This window comes from Lysobacter spongiicola DSM 21749 (assembly GCF_900167055.1).
Taxonomy (GTDB): Bacteria; Pseudomonadota; Gammaproteobacteria; order Xanthomonadales; family Xanthomonadaceae; genus Novilysobacter; species Novilysobacter spongiicola.
In genome coordinates this window covers 94,122-111,961 of sequence record NZ_FUXP01000007.1, presented here as the reverse complement: position 1 = coordinate 111,961, position 17,840 = coordinate 94,122, and the positions used below count along the sequence as shown (strand labels likewise).

The 17,840-nt window shown below is 67.0% G+C and carries 19 protein-coding genes; 8 read left to right on the top strand and 11 right to left on the bottom strand.

Annotated elements, in window-relative coordinates:
• Window positions 1–16: 16 nt before the first annotated feature.
• Both B5D37_RS10140 and B5D37_RS10135 read left to right on the top strand, forming a co-directional pair.
• Window positions 17–271, top strand: coding sequence for a hypothetical protein (locus B5D37_RS10140; protein ID WP_078758616.1), 255 nt, complete (start codon window positions 17–19; stop codon window positions 269–271).
• Window positions 272–274: 3 nt separating this feature from the next.
• Complete coding sequence (locus B5D37_RS10135) at window positions 275–1,693, top strand: MbnB/TglH/ChrH family RiPP precursor modification enzyme (protein ID WP_078758615.1); 1,419 nt, start codon at window positions 275–277, stop codon at window positions 1,691–1,693.
• 22 nt (window positions 1,694–1,715) lie between these two features.
• Here the strand turns inward: B5D37_RS10135 and B5D37_RS10130 are convergent, their stop codons facing one another.
• Together B5D37_RS10130 and B5D37_RS10125 are read right to left on the bottom strand one after the other, a co-directional pair.
• Window positions 1,716–2,204 (bottom strand): YehS family protein, encoded by a 489-nt coding sequence (locus B5D37_RS10130; RefSeq protein ID WP_078758614.1) that lies wholly within the window; start codon window positions 2,202–2,204, stop codon window positions 1,716–1,718.
• 51 nt (window positions 2,205–2,255) lie between these two features.
• Window positions 2,256–3,296 carry a S66 peptidase family protein gene (locus B5D37_RS10125; protein ID WP_078758613.1) on the bottom strand — a complete coding sequence of 347 codons (1,041 nt, stop codon included), beginning with the start codon at window positions 3,294–3,296 and terminating at the stop codon, window positions 2,256–2,258.
• A gap of 118 nt (window positions 3,297–3,414) precedes the next feature.
• Here B5D37_RS10125 and B5D37_RS10120 point away from each other — a divergent pair, with 118 nt between their 5' ends.
• Window positions 3,415–4,800, top strand: coding sequence for a M14 family zinc carboxypeptidase (locus tag B5D37_RS10120; protein WP_159447381.1), 1,386 nt, complete (start codon window positions 3,415–3,417; stop codon window positions 4,798–4,800).
• Window positions 4,801–4,806: 6 nt separating this feature from the next.
• Here B5D37_RS10120 and B5D37_RS14690 read toward each other — a convergent pair whose 3' ends face one another.
• Both B5D37_RS14690 and B5D37_RS10110 read right to left on the bottom strand, forming a co-directional pair.
• Entirely contained in the window at window positions 4,807–5,052 is a 246-nt protein-coding gene (locus tag B5D37_RS14690) for a hypothetical protein (RefSeq protein ID WP_143814256.1), read from the bottom strand.
• Between the two features lie 179 nt (window positions 5,053–5,231).
• Complete coding sequence (locus B5D37_RS10110) at window positions 5,232–5,843, bottom strand: peptidoglycan recognition protein family protein (protein WP_078758611.1); 612 nt, start codon at window positions 5,841–5,843, stop codon at window positions 5,232–5,234.
• 132 nt (window positions 5,844–5,975) lie between these two features.
• Here B5D37_RS10110 and B5D37_RS10105 point away from each other — a divergent pair, with 132 nt between their 5' ends.
• Complete coding sequence (locus B5D37_RS10105; RefSeq protein ID WP_143814255.1) at window positions 5,976–6,443, top strand: hypothetical protein; 468 nt, start codon at window positions 5,976–5,978, stop codon at window positions 6,441–6,443.
• 19 nt (window positions 6,444–6,462) lie between these two features.
• Here the strand turns inward: B5D37_RS10105 and B5D37_RS10100 are convergent, their stop codons facing one another.
• Window positions 6,463–7,356: an acyltransferase gene (locus B5D37_RS10100; protein ID WP_078758609.1), complete on the bottom strand. Its 894-nt coding sequence runs from the start codon at window positions 7,354–7,356 to the stop codon at window positions 6,463–6,465.
• Between the two features lie 91 nt (window positions 7,357–7,447).
• Here B5D37_RS10100 and trmY point away from each other — a divergent pair, with 91 nt between their 5' ends.
• On the top strand, window positions 7,448–8,041 hold the full coding sequence (trmY, locus tag B5D37_RS10095; protein WP_078758608.1) for a tRNA (pseudouridine(54)-N(1))-methyltransferase TrmY: 594 nt from the start codon (window positions 7,448–7,450) through the stop codon (window positions 8,039–8,041).
• 55 nt (window positions 8,042–8,096) lie between these two features.
• On the opposite strand, the gene B5D37_RS10090 is transcribed toward trmY, so the two are convergent.
• The 4 genes from B5D37_RS10090 to B5D37_RS10075 form a co-directional block, all read right to left on the bottom strand.
• Entirely contained in the window at window positions 8,097–9,194 is a 1,098-nt protein-coding gene (locus B5D37_RS10090) for an alkene reductase (RefSeq protein WP_078758607.1), read from the bottom strand.
• Between the two features lie 94 nt (window positions 9,195–9,288).
• Window positions 9,289–10,203: a flagellar motor protein MotB gene (gene motB / locus B5D37_RS10085; protein ID WP_078758606.1), complete on the bottom strand. Its 915-nt coding sequence runs from the start codon at window positions 10,201–10,203 to the stop codon at window positions 9,289–9,291.
• A 10-nt stretch (window positions 10,204–10,213) separates the two neighbouring features.
• Window positions 10,214–11,074: a flagellar motor stator protein MotA gene (gene motA, locus B5D37_RS10080; protein WP_078758605.1), complete on the bottom strand. Its 861-nt coding sequence runs from the start codon at window positions 11,072–11,074 to the stop codon at window positions 10,214–10,216.
• A 102-nt stretch (window positions 11,075–11,176) separates the two neighbouring features.
• A complete protein-coding gene (locus tag B5D37_RS10075) occupies window positions 11,177–11,938 on the bottom strand; it encodes an MBL fold metallo-hydrolase (protein ID WP_078758604.1) in 762 nt (253 codons plus the stop codon).
• A 124-nt stretch (window positions 11,939–12,062) separates the two neighbouring features.
• On the opposite strand from B5D37_RS10075, the gene rlmF reads away from it, so the two are divergent.
• The 3 genes from rlmF (at window position 12,063) to phaZ7 (ending at window position 16,213) form a co-directional block, all read left to right on the top strand.
• Complete coding sequence (gene rlmF / locus B5D37_RS10070; RefSeq protein ID WP_200809227.1) at window positions 12,063–13,031, top strand: 23S rRNA (adenine(1618)-N(6))-methyltransferase RlmF; 969 nt, start codon at window positions 12,063–12,065, stop codon at window positions 13,029–13,031.
• Window positions 13,032–13,111: 80 nt separating this feature from the next.
• A complete protein-coding gene (locus B5D37_RS10065) occupies window positions 13,112–14,965 on the top strand; it encodes a glycerophosphodiester phosphodiesterase (protein WP_159447380.1) in 1,854 nt (617 codons plus the stop codon).
• Window positions 14,966–15,079: 114 nt separating this feature from the next.
• On the top strand, window positions 15,080–16,213 hold the full coding sequence (gene phaZ7 / locus B5D37_RS10060) for an extracellular native short-chain-length polyhydroxyalkanoate depolymerase PhaZ7 (RefSeq protein ID WP_078758602.1): 1,134 nt from the start codon (window positions 15,080–15,082) through the stop codon (window positions 16,211–16,213).
• A gap of 21 nt (window positions 16,214–16,234) precedes the next feature.
• On the opposite strand, the gene B5D37_RS10055 is transcribed toward phaZ7, so the two are convergent.
• On the bottom strand, window positions 16,235–16,987 hold the full coding sequence (locus B5D37_RS10055; RefSeq protein ID WP_078758601.1) for a DUF5666 domain-containing protein: 753 nt from the start codon (window positions 16,985–16,987) through the stop codon (window positions 16,235–16,237).
• Between the two features lie 98 nt (window positions 16,988–17,085).
• Window positions 17,086–17,829, bottom strand: coding sequence for a proteasome-type protease (locus B5D37_RS10050; RefSeq protein ID WP_078758600.1), 744 nt, complete (start codon window positions 17,827–17,829; stop codon window positions 17,086–17,088).
• Window positions 17,830–17,840 lie beyond the last annotated feature (11 nt).

The following is a 17,840-nucleotide window of genomic DNA, read 5'->3' as shown; positions in this document are numbered from 1 at the left end:
GAATCGAGGGATCGACATGAAATCCATCAACGACAACCAGCTCCAGTCGCTCAAGAGGCGGCAACCGAACAACGTGATCAAGGTGTCACTGCCTGCCAGCGCCTACTACGACCTGGATTCATTCCAGAAGGTACAGAAGGACATCCTCGGACGGCTGGGGTGCATGGCCTGTTGCTCCGGCTGGGACATCCGGTGGGATCTGCAACGCCGCTTCCTGGTCGACGAGAAGCTCGACATCCAGGGCGACAGGTTCGGGGGACCGGGGTACTGAGGCATGTCCCCACTTCCCGAACTCGGCGTCGGGATCGTCTACTTTCCCGCGCTCGAGCATGTGCTCGACGCGGGGGAGGGACTCATCGACCTCATCGAGGTCGAGCCGCAACCGCTGTGGTTGAAGGATTCGCGGCAGGGCGCTCCCCGTCTTGACGATCGCGCCTTCGCTCGCCTGGACTCGCGCCCACAGCGCAAACTGGTCCACGGCGTAGGCATCCCGCTGGCGGGGACCGTGGGCCTGGACCCGTCGCAACTGGGGGCTTTCAAGGAATCGATCGAAAGGCTGGATCCTCCGTGGGTCAGCGAGCACCTGGCCTTCCTACGCGCCGGCCAGGGGCATGGCGCGTTTAACAGCGGATTCCTGCTGCCCCCACTGCAATCGAGCGAAACCGTCGATACCTGCGTCCGCAACATCCGACAGCTGCAACGCGCGATCGACCGCCCACTGGCATTCGAGAACGCCGCCAACTACCTCAAGCCACTGACAGGCGAGATGCCCGACGGCGAATTCATGGCCGATATCGCCGAGCAGGCGGACTGCGGCATCCTGCTGGACCTCCACAACCTGTGGTGCAACCAGCTCAATGGCCGGCAATCGGTCGAGGAGGTGCTCTCGAGCCTGCCGCTGGAGCGCGTGTGGGAGATCCACCTGGCCGGCGGTGATGACGTGGACGGATACTGGCTGGACGCACACTCCGGCCCAGTACCGGAAGCACTGATGGAGCTGTGCCGGCATTGGGTTCCGCGCCTTCCGAATCTCAAGGCGATGGTGTTCGAGATCATTCCCGATTACCTGGCCGCCAAGGCCATCGGCACCGACGATGTGTTGGGGCAATTGACGACGATGCGCGAGGTCTGGGCCACCCGGGGATCGCGTGCCGCTCCGACGCACGTCCCGGCACTGACGCGTGCCGCGCCGCGAAGTGCACCACTCCCGGCACAGGCCGAATGGGAGGAAAGCCTGGCGCTCGCCGTCAATCGCCGAGTGCGGGTATCGCCCTCGCCTGCCGCATGGCTGGACGACCCCGCCGTCGGCGTGTTGCAGCAACTGGTTACCAACGTCCGCGCCGGCATGCTGGTCGACCTGCTCACCCTCAGCTATCGCCTGATGGTGCTGCACCTGGGGGAGGAGCGCGTCCACGCGCTGATGGACACCTACTGGCAGCAGACCCTGCCCGAGCCGTTCGCGGGCCAGGAGGCGGCACGCTTCGCGAGCCATGTGCGGGACCTGCGGCTTCCGGTGCCCCACCTGGAAGACGTGCTGGCCTACGAGGTCGCTTCAATGGACGCGGTCGCTACTGGAGTCGACGTGCAGGTGCCGTTCTCCTGCGACCCGCGCCCCGTCATCAATGCCCTGCGTGCAGGCCGGCGTCCGACGGTGTCAGCGGTTGGGCACTACGAGCTGACCGTGACGCCCTGAGTCGAAAAGATACTTGGCACTGTCACGCGTGATCCGACGCTCCATCACCGCGCAGGCGCAGCGTCAGCCCCTTGAGGAAGTTGCGCAGCAACTGGTCACCGCAAGGCCGGTAGTTCTTGTGGCCGGGCTGCCGGCACAGCGCCGACAGCTCCGGCTTCGACACCGGAAACCCCGCATCGGCGAACACCTGGTGCATGTCCACGTCCTTGAGCTCGAACGCCACACGCAGCTTCTTCAGTACGACGTTGTTGCTGATGCGCTTCTCCACCGGCCGCGGCGGCCGGCTCTCGTCGCGGCCGCGCAGATGGATGATCAGGCCGTCGAGGAAGTGCGCCAGCACGCTGTCGCTGCAGGCCACGTATCCCGGCTCGTCCTCCTTCAGCAGGAACGCGCGCACATCGTCCTTGTCGATGTCGAGCGCGGGGTCGGCGAGATGGGCGATCTCCACTACCTTGCCGTCGCTCAGGTCGAGCATGTAGCGGATGCTGCGCAGGACGTCGTTGTTGATCATGGATCCAGCGGGGTCTTCATGGGCGAGGCACAGTCTACCGGTGGCAGCGCGTCAGCCCTGGAACACCGGGCCCAGCATCCGGAACGTACCTGCGTCGGCATCCATCTCCACCCTGCCCCCCACCGGCACGATGAACTGCTGGCGGCTGTGCCCGATCATCGCCCCGCGGTAGGCGGGAATGCCCAGCGGCTTGATGTGGTCATCGAAGATCTGGTCCAGCGTCAGTGACCCGTAGCCTGCACCGGGATCGCAGTCGGTGCACTCGCCGAAGATGAACCCTGCGATCCGGTCGAGCGCGCCCATGAGCTTCAGCGTGGTCAGCATCCGGTCGACGCGGTACGGGGCTTCTTCGACATCCTCCAGGAACAGGATGCGGCCCTCGAAATCCGGCAGGTAGGGCGAACCCGCCAGACCCACCAGCACCGACAGGTTGCCCCCGACCAGCTCACCGCGGGCCTTGCCGCCGGTGATGGTGAGGGTGCGGTTCCTGCGGGGGACCAGCTCGTCGCCCGGGTCGGACACATTCTTGTAGTGCATCAGCTCGCGGTCGAAGAACAGTCGCCGGAACTGATCGACGTTGAAGCGGTTCCAGCTGGCGGCGCCGATCGGCCCGTGGAAGGTGACCAGGCCCGCCTGCGCGAGGATCGCATTGTGCAACGCGGTGATGTCCGAATAGCCCAGCAACGCTTTCGGGTTGGCGCGGATGGTGTCGTAGTCCAGCAACGGCAGCAGCCGCGCCGCGCCTGATCCGCCACGGACGCAGACGATGCCCCTGACCGACGGGTCGGCGAACATCGTGTTGAGGTCGCCGGCACGCTGCGCGTCGGTGCCCGCCAGGTGGCCGTGCCGTGCGGCGTAGTGCTCGCCGGTCTTCACCTTGAAACCCAGCGCCTCCATCACCTCCCGTGCAAGCTGCAGGTTGAGGCGCTCGTCGGTCGCCGAGGACGGACTGACCAGCCCCACCGTGTCGCCAGGATTGAGGGGCACCGGCAGCACCCGCCCGCCTTCCGCCGCAACCGCAATGCTGCCTGTGCCTACCAGCGGCAACAGTGCCGTCAGCGCCGCGCTTCCCAGGAAATCCCGCCTGTGCATGCCATCGCCTGTCGAGTGGAATGCAGCCGAGATTACCGCACCGGCCGCAGGCTTCCGCCGGTTTGACATCACATCGCGCGCCTCGGAGCATCTATCCGGCATCGCCACGGAGCACCCCATGCGTCGCGTCGCACTGTCCCTGCTGCTGTTGTCTCTGTTGTGGCCAGGCGCTTCCGTCGCCCGTCCGGACAACATGCCCACCGGCGCCGCCGCCAGGACGACGCCACCGCCGGCCTGGCTCGGCGAGCTGGACGCGCTGTACGAAGCCCGCATCCGCGTGGCGGGTTTGGAGGATCGAGCCTTCCAACCCGAACACTGGTGGCAGGTTGCCAATCCCTTGCTGGAGGACTCGCGCGGTTTCGAAACCCGCGAGATCGGCCGCAGCGTGGAAGGGCGGCCGCTGCGCCATGTGTCCTGGGGTCGCGGCAACATCCCGGTGCTGCTGTGGTCGCAGATGCACGGCGACGAAAGCACGGCGTCGATGGCGCTGGCGGACCTGTTCCACTTCCTCGGCGGTCATCCGGGCCACCCGCTCGTGCAGCGCCTGCGCGAGGCCACCACCCTGCACTTCCTGCCGATGATGAATCCCGACGGCGCCGCGCGCTTCCAGCGCCACAATGCGCAGGGCATCGACATCAACCGGGACGCGCGCGCCCTGGCCTCGCCGGAGGCGCGCGCCCTGCATGGACTACGCGAACAGGTGAGACCGGCATTCGGCTTCAACCTGCACGACCAGCAGGTCGGCTATCGGGCCGGCGATTCCGACCGCGGTACCGCCATCGCCCTGCTCGCCCCGGCTTTCAACGAAGCCCGCGAAGTGGACGCAACCCGCGCCCGCGCCATCGAAGTGGCAGTGGCCGTCCGCGCGGTGCTGGAGCCCTACATCGCCGGCCACATCGCCAAGTGGGACGACACCTTCAATCCCCGGGCATTCGGCGACCTCACCGCCAAGGCGGGGGTGTCGACGGTGCTGATCGAATCGGGCGGCATAGAGGGCGACCTGCAGAAGCAGCAACTGCGCAAGCTGAACTTCCTTGCCCTCGTCGGCGCACTCGACGCCATCGCCACCGGCGACCACGCCGGCCTGCCACGCGACGCCTACGAGGAGCTGCCAGAGAACGGCGAGGTCTGGCCGGACCTGCTCATCACCGGCGGCACCCTGGCGCCGCCGGGGCAAGCCCGCACGCAGGTGGACCTTCTGATCAATTTCGATCGTCCACTGCTGGAACGCGGCGGCACCATCACCGAGATCGGCGACCTCGCCGATACGGACGCACGCCGCACGATCGACGCCTCCGGCCTCTACATCATCCCGTTCCACCCGTCCGGCGAACCCCCGCGCGAGACCGGCGGGCGACTGACAGACGACATGCCCGCGTACTTCCACCTCAGTCGTGACCCCGAAGGCCGAAATGTCGTATGGACCCTGGCCGGCGACGTCGACCCGAAAAATCCGGGACCAAGCGCCGACGGCCAGGCATCTGCCAGCCCGCAACTGCGGTGACGGCCGCTACTCGATCTCTACGAACGGCGGATTGGAACAGGAACGGCACCAGAGGAACCATTCGGCTCCGTCATCCAGGATGACGGAGCCCGTGCCGTACTGGCGAACCGTCCATGTGCCCTCTCGCCCATCCGCCAGCACCACCCGCCCCCGCGCAAGGCACGGCGACCATGGGAGATGGTGCATGTACTGGTCACGACTGATCGCCTCGCCAGCCTCCAGCGCCTGTCTGGCCGTAGGCTCGTCGATCACGAAGCCCTCGCATCCCCGGGCTTCCACCTCCGGCGAAGCTGCGCCGTTCTCCGTAATGCGTAGCGATTCCACAGCCAGGCCAGCCCCTGCATGGCGATCGATATGCGCATGCCTGGACGACACACCGCACGCAGCGACCAAGCAGCAGGCCCCGAAGGCGGCGGTTCGGAAGACCCACCTCACCATGTCGCGGTCGCCGCTTCGGTCGTGGTCTTGTAGGACACCTGTGGGTGCCGATACACCTCTTCAGCGGCCACCTTGAGCGTGCGCCGCAGCTCTCCGACCAGCCACCGCAGTGCGGCGTTCTGCTCGCCGGTAACCGCGACGTATACGAACTCGTCGGCCCCGCGAATCTTGCCAAAATCGGGATTCCGGTTGTATTCGCCGACGAGCTCCACGCCGATGCTGTCGCGGTTCGAAGGGAATCGGTCCGGAAAAACTTTCCCGTGCTCCATCGTGCTGCGCTTCCGCAAGGTAGTGGACTGCAATCGCTTGAGCTCCGCCGGAGCGCAGGCATGCCGCTCCAGGCAGCGCGACTTCAGCAGCCCAACATGATTGGCACGCTTGAGCAAAGAAGCCGTCTGGTAGATCTTTCCGTCCTTCTCGATCAGGAAGTGGGCACCAATGGTGCTGTTGCGGTAGCTGTTGAACGTGGACTGCGCCGTCGACCCGCCGGTCTGGTGGACGACGATGCCGTTCACCACCGGCATGTCACCGCGCTCCAGCGCAGTGAGTCGGCGCGCTTCGACGAGCGCGCTGCGAACCATCCCGTCCTTGTCGATACGAAACATGCATCCTCCTTGATGAAACAGAGCCGCGATCCTGCGACACGATGGAGTTTGCCGCCCGGGCCTGATGGAGGCAAATCCCGGCCAGCAGTAGGATTGGCCCTGCATCCAATACCCACCGTCAAGGAAGTGACCATGAAAATGAAGAAGACACTCGCGCTCAATGTCCTGGTCGCAGTCGCGCTGCTCGCCATGTCCACCGTGGCCGCCGCGCAGGAAGTCGCCATACGCAAGGGCGTCGTGACCGGCATCGCGCCGATCCAGGTCCAGACGCAGACTGCCCGGCCGCAGCGCCCGACTTCCACGGGCAACGCCCTCACCCGCTCGCTGTCACGCCTAGCGGGCCGCGCCGCTTCGAATGCGACTGATGGCTCCTACGACGCCTACGACATCGCCAGTAGCGCCACCCGCGACGCGACCACGTCGACCACGGCCGCGGCGTCGGCGCGGCAGAACACCGGCACTGCCTACATGGTGATGATCAAGTTCGATGATGGCAGCGAATCCGCCATCCAGTCCGCCGACGCCAGCGGGCTTATCGTCGGCGCTCCGGTTCGTGTATTGGGTTCGGGCGAATCGGCGCAGATCATCCCCGGGAGCTGAGCCTGCCCACTTCCGCCCGTCAGGCCACGCGCGCCTCTTCTCCCAGCAACCGCCCGAGATCCTCGTCCTTCTCCTGCCACAATCCGTTCATCCACTGCTGGAACCGGACGCGGAAGGCGCGGTCGTTCTGGTAGTCGCCGTGCAGCAACTCCTCCGGGATGGGCCGCTGGCGCACGTGCACGTGGATGTCGGGGATGCGGTCCGCCAGCAGGTCGACCATCGACGGCCGGCCAGCGGGATAGGCGATGGTGACATCGAGGATGGCGTGCAGGCCGGTGCCCATCGCGTCCAGCACGAACGCAACGCCGCCTGATTTGGGCTTGAGCAGGTGCCGGTAGGGCGATCCCTGCCGGGCATGCTTCTCCGGCGTGAACCGGGTCCCCTCGACGAAGTTCATGATCGCCACGGGAATCTCGCGGAACTTGTCGCAGGCGCGGCGGGTGGCTTCGATGTCCCGGCCGGCCAGCTCGGGACGGCGCGCGATCTGCTTGGGCGTGTGGCGTCCCATGAAGGGGAAGTCCAGTGCCCACCAGGCCAACCCGAGCAGTGGCACCCAGATCAGCTGCCGCTTCAGGAAGAAACGCATCAGCGGGATCCGCCGGTTGAACACCTTCTGCAACACCACGATGTCGACCCAGCTCTGGTGGTTGGCCAGAACGAGGTAATGACCGTCCTCATGCAGCGTCATGTCCTCCTGGACGTGGAAGCGTGTGCGAAAGAAACGGTCCACCATCCAGCTGTTGACGCCGATCCAGCTCTCGGCGATCCCGGTGAGCCAGGGGTCACTGGCCTTGCGTAGCCGCTTGGATGGCAACAGCGCCTTGATGAGCGCCACCAGCAGCAACGGGCCCACATGCAGCACCGTGTTGGCCACAAGCAGGAGGGAGACGAAGGTCACGCGCAATGGGAGCATCGGGATCGCTGGGGGCACCGGGGTCCCCATTGTCGCGGATAAGTGGTCACTTCCGCGTCTCCGCCTCCTCCCGATCGTGGACAATGCGCCCATGAGAACCTTCGTACTCAGGGCCCGGGCAGCCCCCACCGACAGCGCGAAGCTGCTGGCTTCCGTCGGCACCGAGGTGCATGCCGAGATCCTCGCCCACACGCTGATGAACGCCATCTTCGTGGCGCAGTCGCACCGCCCCGACGTGGTGGTCTACCTGGTGCTTGAAAGCACGCAGGATTTCTCGCGCACCATCCGCTTTGAGGCCCGGGCCATGCACGAGATCGGCGGCTTCAACGAGCAGGCACTGCTGGGCAAGGTCGCGAAAGCGCTCGATGCATCCCGGGGAATGGGCAAGGAGGAGGAACGACCGGTGGAATCCGGCGTCACGGTGCGCACCATCAGTTTCGAGCGGTTGGTGCAGCAGCTGGCGGAGGACCACCAGCTGTTCGTCATGGACCGCAAGGGCACCCCGATCCGCGAGCAGGCTCTCGAAGGCAACCCCTGCTTCCTGCTGACCGACCACATCCCGATGCCGAAGAAGACCTTCAACAGCCTGGACCGGCTCGGTGCGAAAAGGATCACGCTGGGCAGGACGATGCTGTTCGCCTCGCAATGCGTGGTCCTGATCCACCACGAACTGGATCAACGGTAGGGCCCAGGGACCCGGCGATCCGCGACAGCAAAGCCCGGCCCCCGCACGCGGCCTATTAGTCCAGCGTGGGGTAGTCCGTGTAGCCACGCTCGCCGCCGCCATAGAAGGTCGAGGGATCGGGTTCGTTGAGTTCGGCACCCAGGCGGAAGCGTTCCACAAGGTCGGGGTTGGCGATGTAAGGGCGACCGAATGCCACCGCGTCGCCGCCGCCATCGCGGATCAGCGCATCCGCAGTGGCGGCCGAATACCCGCCGCAGAACACCAGAAGGCCTTGGAACTGCTTGCGCAGCGCGCCCCGGAAATCATCGGTGAGCTTGGGACCGCCTGCCCAGTCCGGCTCGGCGATGTGCAGGTAGGCAATGCCGCGCTTGCTGAACTCGCGGGCCAGGTAGAGCGCACTGTCCTCGGCATCCTCATCGGCAATGCCGTGGGCAGCGAAGTGCGGGGAAAGCCGCACGCCGACGCGGCCGGCGCCCAGCTCCGCGACCACCGCGTCGACCACCTCGAGGATGATGCGCGCGCGGTTCTCGAGCGAACCGCCGTACTGGTCCGTGCGGGCATTGCTGTTGGTGGCCAGGAACTGCTGCAGCAGATAGCCATTCGCTGCGTGGATCTCGACCATGTCGAAGCCGGCGCGATCGGCGCGCTTCGCCGCCTGCACATAGTCCCCGACGATGCCGGGGATCTCACTGGCTTCCAGCGCCCGCGGCATCGCGGTCGGGATATTGGCGGGCGTCCCGTCGGGCTGCACGACGAAGCACTTCGCGCCCTCGGCAACGATGGCCGAAGGCGCGACCGGGTCTGCGCCATCCGGCTGGATCAACGGGTGTGAGATCCGCCCTACGTGCCACAACTGCGCGGCCATGCGCCCTCCCTTGGCGTGCACGGCATCGGTCACCAGCCTCCATCCGGCTTCCTGCTCGTCGCTGTGGATGCCCGGCGTCCACGCATACCCCTGCCCCTGCCTGGAGATCTGTGTCGCCTCGGAGATGATCAGCCCGGCACCCGCGCGCTGGGCGTAGTACTCCGCGTTCATTGCCGTAGGCACGTCGCCCGGCTGGCCGGCACGCGAGCGCGTCAGCGGCGCCATGAAGACACGGTTGGGGAGTGTGGTGGAGCCGGCGTCGACCGGCGACAGCAGGTGGGTGTACATCGGATCTTCCGGGTGCCTGGGGATCCGTCTAGATGGGGGCGCAACCGGACCAGGGCAACTCGGGAAAGTCCACCCGGCTGACGGGTCGGCATCATCAGCCCGGTTGCGACGCCGCAGGGACCGCGCTGGGCGGGACCGAGTCGTCCGCATCGACCGAGCTACGTTCAGCGGCGGTGCTCAACACCACGATGCTGATCCGCCGGTTGATGGGGTTGCGCTCGTCCGTCTTGTCGAACGGCACCGAAGACGACAGACCCACCACCCTTGAAAGCTTGTCGTCGTGCAGCCCACCGGAGACCAGCGCGCGGCGCGCGGCGTTGGCACGCTGGGTTGAAAGCTCCCAGTTGCTGTAGCCGCTGCGGCCGGAGTAAGGCGCGTTGTCGGTATGCCCCGAGATCGCGACCCGGTTCTCCACCTGGTTGAAGTAGGTCGCCAGCTCCACCAGGATCTCGTTGGCGTAATCCTTCAGGTTGGACGAGCCCAGGTCGAACATCGGCCGGTTGTGCGTGTCCACGATCTGGATACGCAAGCCCTCCGGAGTGATGTCGATCAGCAACTGGTCCTTGAACGGTGCCAGCGCCTGGCTGCTGGCGACAGCCTCCTCGAGGGCCCGTTGGAGGGCCTCCAGCCGCTGCCGGTCCTGCGCGTCACGAGCCGCCTGCCCTGTATCGTCCCTGCTCCCTGCCCCTGCGATGTCGGGCCCGGCACCCGGCGGGTTGCGAACCTGTTCGAACATCTTGATAGGCGCGTCGCCGGCGCCCCCGGGACCATTGGAACCGGGCGCCATCAGCGCCGCCTTGCCGTCGACGATGCTCGGGTTCTTGAAGTAGTCGGCGATGCCGCCGAGCTTCTCCTGGGGCATCGTGGCGACCAGCCACATCACCATGAAGAAAGCCATCATCGCGGTCACGAAGTCGGCGTAGGCCACCTTCCAGGCGCCGCCATGGTGGGCGCCGCCGCCGCGCTTCTTCTTGCGGACGATGATGATCGGTTGCAGTTCGGCGGCCATGTCCGTGCCGTCAGCCCTTCGCGGCCTTCAGGTCGGCTTCCAGGTCCTGGAAGCTGGGACGCACGTCCGAGAACAGCAGCTTGCGCGCGAACTCGATCGCGACCGGGGGCGCATAGCCGCGCAGCGAAGCCACCAGCGCCATCTTGATCACTTCGAAGGCCTTGCCGTCCTCGTGAGCGCGGTTCTCCATCGCGCTGGCAATCGGACCGACGAAGCCGTAGGCGATGAAGATGCCGAGGAAGGTACCGACCAGCGCCGAGGCCACCTTCTCGCCAATCTCCGCCGGGGGCGCGGTGCCGACGATGGACATCGTGATGATGATGCCCAGCACCGCCGCCACGATGCCGAACCCCGGCAGCGCATCGGCCACCTTCTGTATCGAGTGCGCCGGTTCCAGCGCTTCCTGGTGGTGCGTTTCCAGTTCGTACTCGAGCAGCGACTCGAGCTCGTGGGGATTCATGTTGCCGCCCACCATCAACCGGAGGCAGTCGGTGATGAACGCCAGGATGTGGTCGTCGGCGGCGACCTTCGGGTACTTCTGGAAGATCGCGCTGTCCTTGGGGTTCTCGATGTGGCCCTCGATCGACATCGTGCCTTCCCGGCGGATCTTCAGCAGCAGCTCGTAGATCAGCTTCAGCAGGTCGACGTAGTCCGCACGACGGTACTTCGGGCCCTTGAGAAGTGATTTCATGCCATGCAGCGCACTTTTCATCACCTTGGGCGGCGTGGCGATGACGTAGGCACCGGCGGCGCAGCCGCAGATCACGATGATCTCGTTGACGTGCCAGAGGGCCAGCAGGTTCCCGCCGACCATCGTGAAGCCGCCAACGACGCTGGCGATGACGACGATGGCACCAATGATGAGATACACGAGCGGCAATCCACGGGAGCAGGAGTCAGGCAAGTAACGGCACCCCGCCCCCCACCTTTAACCAGCACCTCGCGCTATATCCGCGCCGACAGCGGTGCCGAGCTACGCGTATCGGGCGCGGTGCCGATCAAGCGTGCGTGAGACCCGGTCCAGCGCCCCCTCGACCTCCCGGGTAAAACCACCCGCCGGCAGGTGTCTCACGGCCGAATGCGCCGCACAGACGGTTCGCGTATCGGCCCAGTGGGCAGCCAGCCCACGTGCCCAAGCGGCGTAGGCATCGGCCGCACCAGCTTCCGGCTTGAGCGCGTGCCGCAGCATCGGGTGCATGCGCAGGGACGACTGCGGCAGCAGACGGCGCAGCACGCCCGGGCCGGCCATGACGTTGAGCGTGTCATCCACGTGGACAATCCCGCTTTGCCGGTGGCGCACCAGCACCGAGGCGACGTGCACGCGTTCGTCCGGGCAGGTGAACTGCACGCCATCCGGCACCGAGAGGTCGAACAGGTCGGCGAAAGGGTGATCCGGCCCCCACTCTTCCACGGGCGCCTCCGACCACGGCAATGACGGAGCGAGCCGGCGGTGGCGCGCGGTGCCATGCAACTTCGCCGACGGGAACAGCCGGTGCGTGGCCTCCACGTGCAGCGTATGGAAGGGATGCACGTGCACGACGGCCGCCACCCGTTCCCCATTGGACGTCAGTGCCATGAGGGCTTCACGCCCACCCTCGTCCAGCGCGCAGCCGTCGATCAGCACGAAGCATCCATCGCCGCCTTGCACCACCGACATATGCGTGCCGATGTCGAGCACCCCGCCGACGCGGTAGGTCCCACGGATGTTCCAGAAGTTTTCAGCGAGTTTCTGCATCCCGACAGCATAGGCCGGTGGCGTGAAGGCGCTGCGCCTGTCTTCGCCAATGCACACGGGGCCTCAGGCGGCATTCCGTTGTACCTTGCGCGTCCCCGTTGCCCGCATCCTGCCGCCAGCTCCAGTGAAGCCACAGCCTCCCCATCGCGCCCGCCCGGCTGCAGGCATTGCGCCTGCAAGGCCCGCGCTGCACCCGCGCAACCGCCACCAGGGACGCTATGACTTCGGGCGACTGGTGAAGGGGAGTCCCGCCCTGTCGGCGCACCTGGTGACCACGCCACGGGGCGACACCAGCATCGACTTCAGCAGTCCCGCGGCAGTGCGGGAGCTTAATCGCGCGATCCTGCGCTGCGACTACGGAATCGCCCACTGGGACCTGCCGGACGGCGCACTGTGCCCGCCCATCCCTGGTCGGGCCGACTACCTGCACGGGCTGGCGGACCTGCTCGCCGCGACCGGCGACGGTACGATCCCAGGCGGCGCGGCGTTCCGCGTGCTCGACGTCGGCGTCGGCGCCAACTGCATCTACCCGCTGCTGGGCCACGCCGAGTACGGCTGGCGTTTCGTGGGTTCCGACATCGATGCGACATCGCTCAGGGTGGCTACGGCGATCGTGGAAGCGAACCGGCTCGACAAGGCGATCGCGCTGCGCCTGCAACCACGGCGCGGCAACGTCTTCCGGGGAGTCATGCGCGCGGATGACCGGTTCGACCTCACCCTGTGCAACCCGCCCTTCCACGCCTCTGCCCGCGAGGCCGCCGGCGCCAACCAGCGGAAAGTGCGCCAGCTCGGCAAATCCGCTCCTCGTCCGGCGGCCACGCCTGAGCTGAACTTCGGCGGGCACGCACACGAGCTGTGGTGCGAGGGCGGCGAAGCGGAGTTCCTCCGTCGGATGGTCCGCGAGAGCGCCGATTTCCGCGAACAAGTGCGGTGGTTCAGCAGCCTCGTCGCCCGCGCCGAGCATCTCCCTGCACTGCGGAGCCAGCTCCACCGGCTCGGCGCGACGGCCGTGCGGGAGGTGCCGATGGCCCAGGGCAACAAGCAGAGTCGATTCATTGCCTGGACGTTCCGGAGTGTCGATCCGCACAACTGAAGGCATGGCGCGCGAGCCACCAGGACACCTGCCGCGGGACTTCGCGTGACTACACTTGTGCGATGTGGGATCAGAACAGCGTGCGGGACAAGGTGGACAGTGGCGACACAGGCGTCGCGGACGACCGGGCACTGCTGCGCGGCATCCTGGCCCACGATATCCGCCAGGACCTTCGGCGCCACTTGCGCCCGATGCTCGCGTGGTACCTGCTGTTCACCGCATTCGCGACGGTGGCGGCCGCGCCGCTGACGACCTGGTCCCTCGCTGCGCTGCTGCACTGGATCGAGGGGCCGCTCGCGGGGTACTTCGATGGCCTGCCGGCGGGCCTCCTGGCACTCGCCTGGCTCATGCTGGCGGGTGCGCTCTCCTGGTACGTCGTGATGCTCCAGCAGGCCGGCATGCTGCTGGTCTCGGCCAGCCACGGCTGTCGCTACCGCACCGCCGCCGCGGCCCTGGTCGGCATGCTCCGGCGTGCGGGCCCCCTCGCCGTACTCGCTGCCTCGCAGGTCGTCGCGCATTCGCTGTTGGCATTGCCGTGGCTGCTGGTCGGGATGGCGCTCTACGGATGGCTGCTCGGGTCCTACGATCCCTACTACGTGCTGATGGCGCGCCCCCGGGAGCTCTGGTGGTTCCTTGGCGCCTTCCTGCCCGTGCTGGCGGTTGGCCTCGTGTTGCACGCCACGCTGTACTTCCGGTGGTTGCTCGCCACGCCGGCACTGGTACTGGAAGGCCTGTCGCCGGTGGCGGCGCTCATCCGCAGCCGGCGGCTCACCCGCGGCCGACACCTGCGGATCGCGATACTGGTGGTGGGCGTCGCCCTGACCGTCGCGGCCATGCCGGTCGCCGTGACCGAGCTCTACGACCGTGCGGCCACGCCGCTGCTGGACTGGCTGCCGGACCACCGCGCAATGGTCAACGCGGGCATGGTCGTCTACCTCACGCTTTATGCCACCACCGTACTGGGCGTGCTGCTGCTCGGGACCACCTTGAACACGCTCCTCGTACGTGCGCTGTTCCATCGCCTCGGCGGCGCCCGCGGCCGCCGCGTGGTCGAGGCCACGCCACCGCATCCCGGCCGGTTCGTCTGGGGGGCGGAACTGGCCTTCCTGGCCATGGCACTGGTACAGGCATCGCTCGCCGTCACCAGCATGAACCTGCGCAACGAGGTGACCGTGACCGCACATCGTGGCGCCGCGCTGGTGGCACCGGAGAACACACTCGCGGCCTTCCAGGCCGCCATCGACGCCGGAGCGGACGCGATCGAGTTCGACGTACGGCTGAGCGCCGACGGCGTCGTGGTGGTGTTCCACGACAGCGATTTCCTGCGCGTCGCGGGGGACCCACGCGCCGTCGTGGATACCCCCCTCGCGGCCATGCGCGACATCGACGTCGGCAGCTGGTTCGATCCCGCGTTCTCGGGAGAACGCATCGCGACACTGGCCGAGGTGCTGGCGTTCATCGATCGCCGGGCGCTCGCGCTGGTGGAACTCAAACCGGACCCGGGCAACGAACAGGCGTTGCTGGACGCCACGCTGCGCGTGGTCGAGAGCGGCGGCTACGGGGACACCGTCACCCTCGCATCGCTCTCGCCCGACCTGGTACGCACGGCACGCGCCGCCGCACCCGACGCGCGCCTGGCGCTGTTCGCCAATGCCGCGCTGCCGGGCATCGCACGCAGGACGGACTTCGACATGCTGGGGCTGAACCACCTGCAGATCGATACCGCCGTCGTCGCCAACGCCCGGCGCCGCGGCTACCTGCTGCAGGCATGGACGGTCAACGATGCGGACCGCATGACGCGCTACATGGACCCGGGCGTGGACGACATCAGCACCGACATGCCGGCCGAAGCGGTCCGCCTGCGCGCCGAGCGTGCTGCGCTGAGCGACGCCGAGCTGCTGCTGATGCGGCTGCACAGCTGGTTCCGGCGCTGACGTCACCCGCACCCCGGCGTCTCTGCCGCACTGCATCAAGCCCTTTCGTACAGTGGTCCGCAGGCACGCGCGGGCGGAGGATCGGTTCGATCCCACCACTCGAGAGGGTGCGCCATGAACGTCGATTCGTCCCCAGCCCGGCCCGCGACCGTCCGCTTCCGCCTGCAGATCGCCCTCCTCGCGCTCACCACGCTCTGGGCCGGCGGCGCCGCGGCGCTGGAGTGCGGCGGGAACAACGGCTACACCTGCACCGGTCCCGGCAGCCAGTACGCCGGGGGCTTCAATCCCGGTACCGGCTACGGCGGCTTCGGCGGCGGCGCCTGCACCGCCAGCAGGACGCCGGTGGTGTACATCCACGGCAACGGGGACTCAGCGATCAGCTTCGACATGCCGTCCGGCACGGTCGCGGGCTACTCCAGGCCCACGCGCTCACCCTATGAGGAACTGAGGGCCGCCGGCTACAACGACTGCGAACTCTTCGGCGTGACCTATCTCTCCGACGTGGAACGCGCCAACCCCCAGTACAACTACCACGAGCCTTTCACCTACGACGTCCTCAAGGACTTCATCGACGCGGTCAAGGCCTATACCGGAAAGGCGCAGGTGGACATCGTGGCACACTCGCTCGGCAGCTCGATGAGCCTGGCGATGCTCAAGTACACCGGCTCACAGGGCAGCGTTCGCCGTTTCGTCAACATCGCCGGTGCCATCCGGGGCCTGCAGACCTGCCGCTACACGGGCTACCAGAACCCGATGGCACAGACCTGCAACGCCGAAGCCTGGATGTATCCGTACAACCACTACACCTTCGGCCTGTATCCGAGCAGCGGCATGCCCGGCTACGGCTACAACCGCTGGACCGGCAGCGGCAGCGGTTCGCTGCGCAACCTCCCGGGCAGTTGGACGTCGGTCCGCTTCTACACCATCACCGCAGGCGTGCACGACCAGGTGCATTGCTTCACCACCAACAACGCCGCAACCTGTCCCAGCGGTGCCTTGTTCAATGCCCGGAGCAACGTCGCCGCGCAGGTCGACGTCGGCTTCGGCAACAGCGCCTACAGCTACGACTGGGACTGGGGCGACGGCATGCCGGTCAACGCCGGCGGCGGTGACAACAGCAACGGCGTGGGGCACTTCCGCTCACTGGCCAATACCGGCGTGATCCTGCGCAACATGCTGACGACCACCTGCACGACCGGCTGCGGCAGCGGATATGCGGGCGTGCACGGGCCGGCGCAGAACCTGTAACCGCTGACCCTGCCGGTCCGGTCAGTACCCGGCCGAGCGCTCCACGCGGATGCGCTCGGCCAGCCATTCGTTGTTTCCCAACGGACGTACCTGGACACGCACCTGGTCACCACGCTCCAGGTTCTCCGGGCGATAGCTGCGGCCCTGGTACTCGACGGTGGTACGGCTGTCGAAGCGCAGCCGGGTGGCGTTGCGGTAGCCGACGCGGTCCAGGCTGATCAGCTGGGCCCGCTCGTCGACGAAAGCTACCTGCCCGCTCAGCTCCTGGAGAGGACCCGCACCGTACCGATCGTCGTAGCCACGATCGTCGTAATCCCTGTCGTCGTAGCCGTCGCGACCGTAGCCGTCGTCGCGGTAGCCACCGCCATAGCCGGTCTCGCGGACGTTCCGCACCACCTCGATGGTTCGCGCCCACAACTCACGGCCTGCGTCGGCCACCTCGACCCGGATCACATCGCCCCGCTCCAGGCCCTCCACCGCGTGCTCGCGCCCCTGGTAGAAGAGCCGGGTGCGCTGGTCATAGCGGACTTCCCGCCGCTCGCCGCGTCCGCTGCGAGGGTCGTCGACCAGCAACAGGATGCGGCCATACCGGGTGTCCACCGCGTCCACGGCCCCCTGGAGCTGGCGGCCATACTGTGAGGGATAGCCTGCTCCCGGCTGCCCGTAACCACTCCCGGTGGTGCCACCGAGGATGCCCGGACCGACACAGCCCGCAAGGACCAGCACGCTCATGGCCAGCATGATGCCGAGGCGGCGGCGGATCACGTCGTTCATGGAATGCTCCTGACTCTTCGAAGAGGTGCCATATGGACCCGGGGCGCGTGAACGGGAGGTCTTCCCGGCGCGGCACGACCGGCGGCCGTTGAACCGCGTTACGGCGACAACCAGCCCGGAGCGGGAATCTGCCGGTGCGCCTCGCTCAATGCCTGCGACCAGCGCTCCCGCATCATGCTGAAGTACTCGTCGCCTTCCTCGATGCGCTGTTCCACCACCCCATCGATGCTGTCATTGCGGTAGACCAGCAGGTCCAGCGGCATGCCCACGCTCAGGTTGGAGCGCAGGGTCGAGTCCATCGAGATCAGCGCCAGCTTCACGCCTTCGCTCAACCCGAGGCCACGTGTCACGGCACGGTCGAGCATCGGCTTGCCGTACTTGTGCTCGCCGATCTGCAGGTAGGGCGTGTCCGTGGTGGCCTCGATGAAGTTGCCGGCGGCATAGACGTGGAACAGGCGCAACGTGCGCCCTTCGATCTGTCCGCCGAGCATGATCGATACGTCGAAGCCCACGCCCTGCTGCTTCATCGCCTCGCCGTGCGTCTTGTGGACGCGGCGCACGGCCTCGCCAACCAGCGCGGCGGCGCGGAACATGGTGGGCACGGTGTAGATGGTCTCGACCTGGCCCGTTTCCGGATCCGGCAGGCCCTCCTGGATCAGGTTGAGCACCGCCTGGGAGATCGCCAGGTTGCCCGCCGTCAGCGTGGCGATCAGGCGTTCGCCGGGCTGGTGGAACTTCTGGAGCTTGGAGAAGCAGGAGATGTTGTCGAACCCGGCATTGGTGCGGGTATCGCCCAGCATCACCAGGCCTTCGTCGAGCAGCAGGCCAACGCAATAGGTCACTCGGTCACTCC

Coding starts and splice junctions, on each gene's coding strand:
- B5D37_RS10140 (WP_078758616.1), top strand. CDS start 17: ATGAAATCCATCAACGACAACCAGCTCCAGTCGCTCAAGAGGCGGCAA.
- phaZ7 (WP_078758602.1), top strand. CDS start 15,080: ATGAACGTCGATTCGTCCCCAGCCCGGCCCGCGACCGTCCGCTTCCGC.
- B5D37_RS10120 (WP_159447381.1), top strand. CDS start 3,415: ATGCGTCGCGTCGCACTGTCCCTGCTGCTGTTGTCTCTGTTGTGGCCA.
- motB (WP_078758606.1), bottom strand. CDS start 10,203: ATGGCCGCCGAACTGCAACCGATCATCATCGTCCGCAAGAAGAAGCGC.
- B5D37_RS10130 (WP_078758614.1), bottom strand. CDS start 2,204: ATGATCAACAACGACGTCCTGCGCAGCATCCGCTACATGCTCGACCTG.
- B5D37_RS10075 (WP_078758604.1), bottom strand. CDS start 11,938: ATGCAGAAACTCGCTGAAAACTTCTGGAACATCCGTGGGACCTACCGC.
- B5D37_RS10090 (WP_078758607.1), bottom strand. CDS start 9,194: ATGTACACCCACCTGCTGTCGCCGGTCGACGCCGGCTCCACCACACTC.
- B5D37_RS10100 (WP_078758609.1), bottom strand. CDS start 7,356: ATGCTCCCATTGCGCGTGACCTTCGTCTCCCTCCTGCTTGTGGCCAAC.
- B5D37_RS10110 (WP_078758611.1), bottom strand. CDS start 5,843: ATGTTTCGTATCGACAAGGACGGGATGGTTCGCAGCGCGCTCGTCGAA.
- trmY (WP_078758608.1), top strand. CDS start 7,448: ATGAGAACCTTCGTACTCAGGGCCCGGGCAGCCCCCACCGACAGCGCG.
- B5D37_RS10055 (WP_078758601.1), bottom strand. CDS start 16,987: ATGAACGACGTGATCCGCCGCCGCCTCGGCATCATGCTGGCCATGAGC.
- B5D37_RS10125 (WP_078758613.1), bottom strand. CDS start 3,296: ATGCACAGGCGGGATTTCCTGGGAAGCGCGGCGCTGACGGCACTGTTG.
- B5D37_RS10105 (WP_143814255.1), top strand. CDS start 5,976: ATGAAAATGAAGAAGACACTCGCGCTCAATGTCCTGGTCGCAGTCGCG.
- B5D37_RS10135 (WP_078758615.1), top strand. CDS start 275: ATGTCCCCACTTCCCGAACTCGGCGTCGGGATCGTCTACTTTCCCGCG.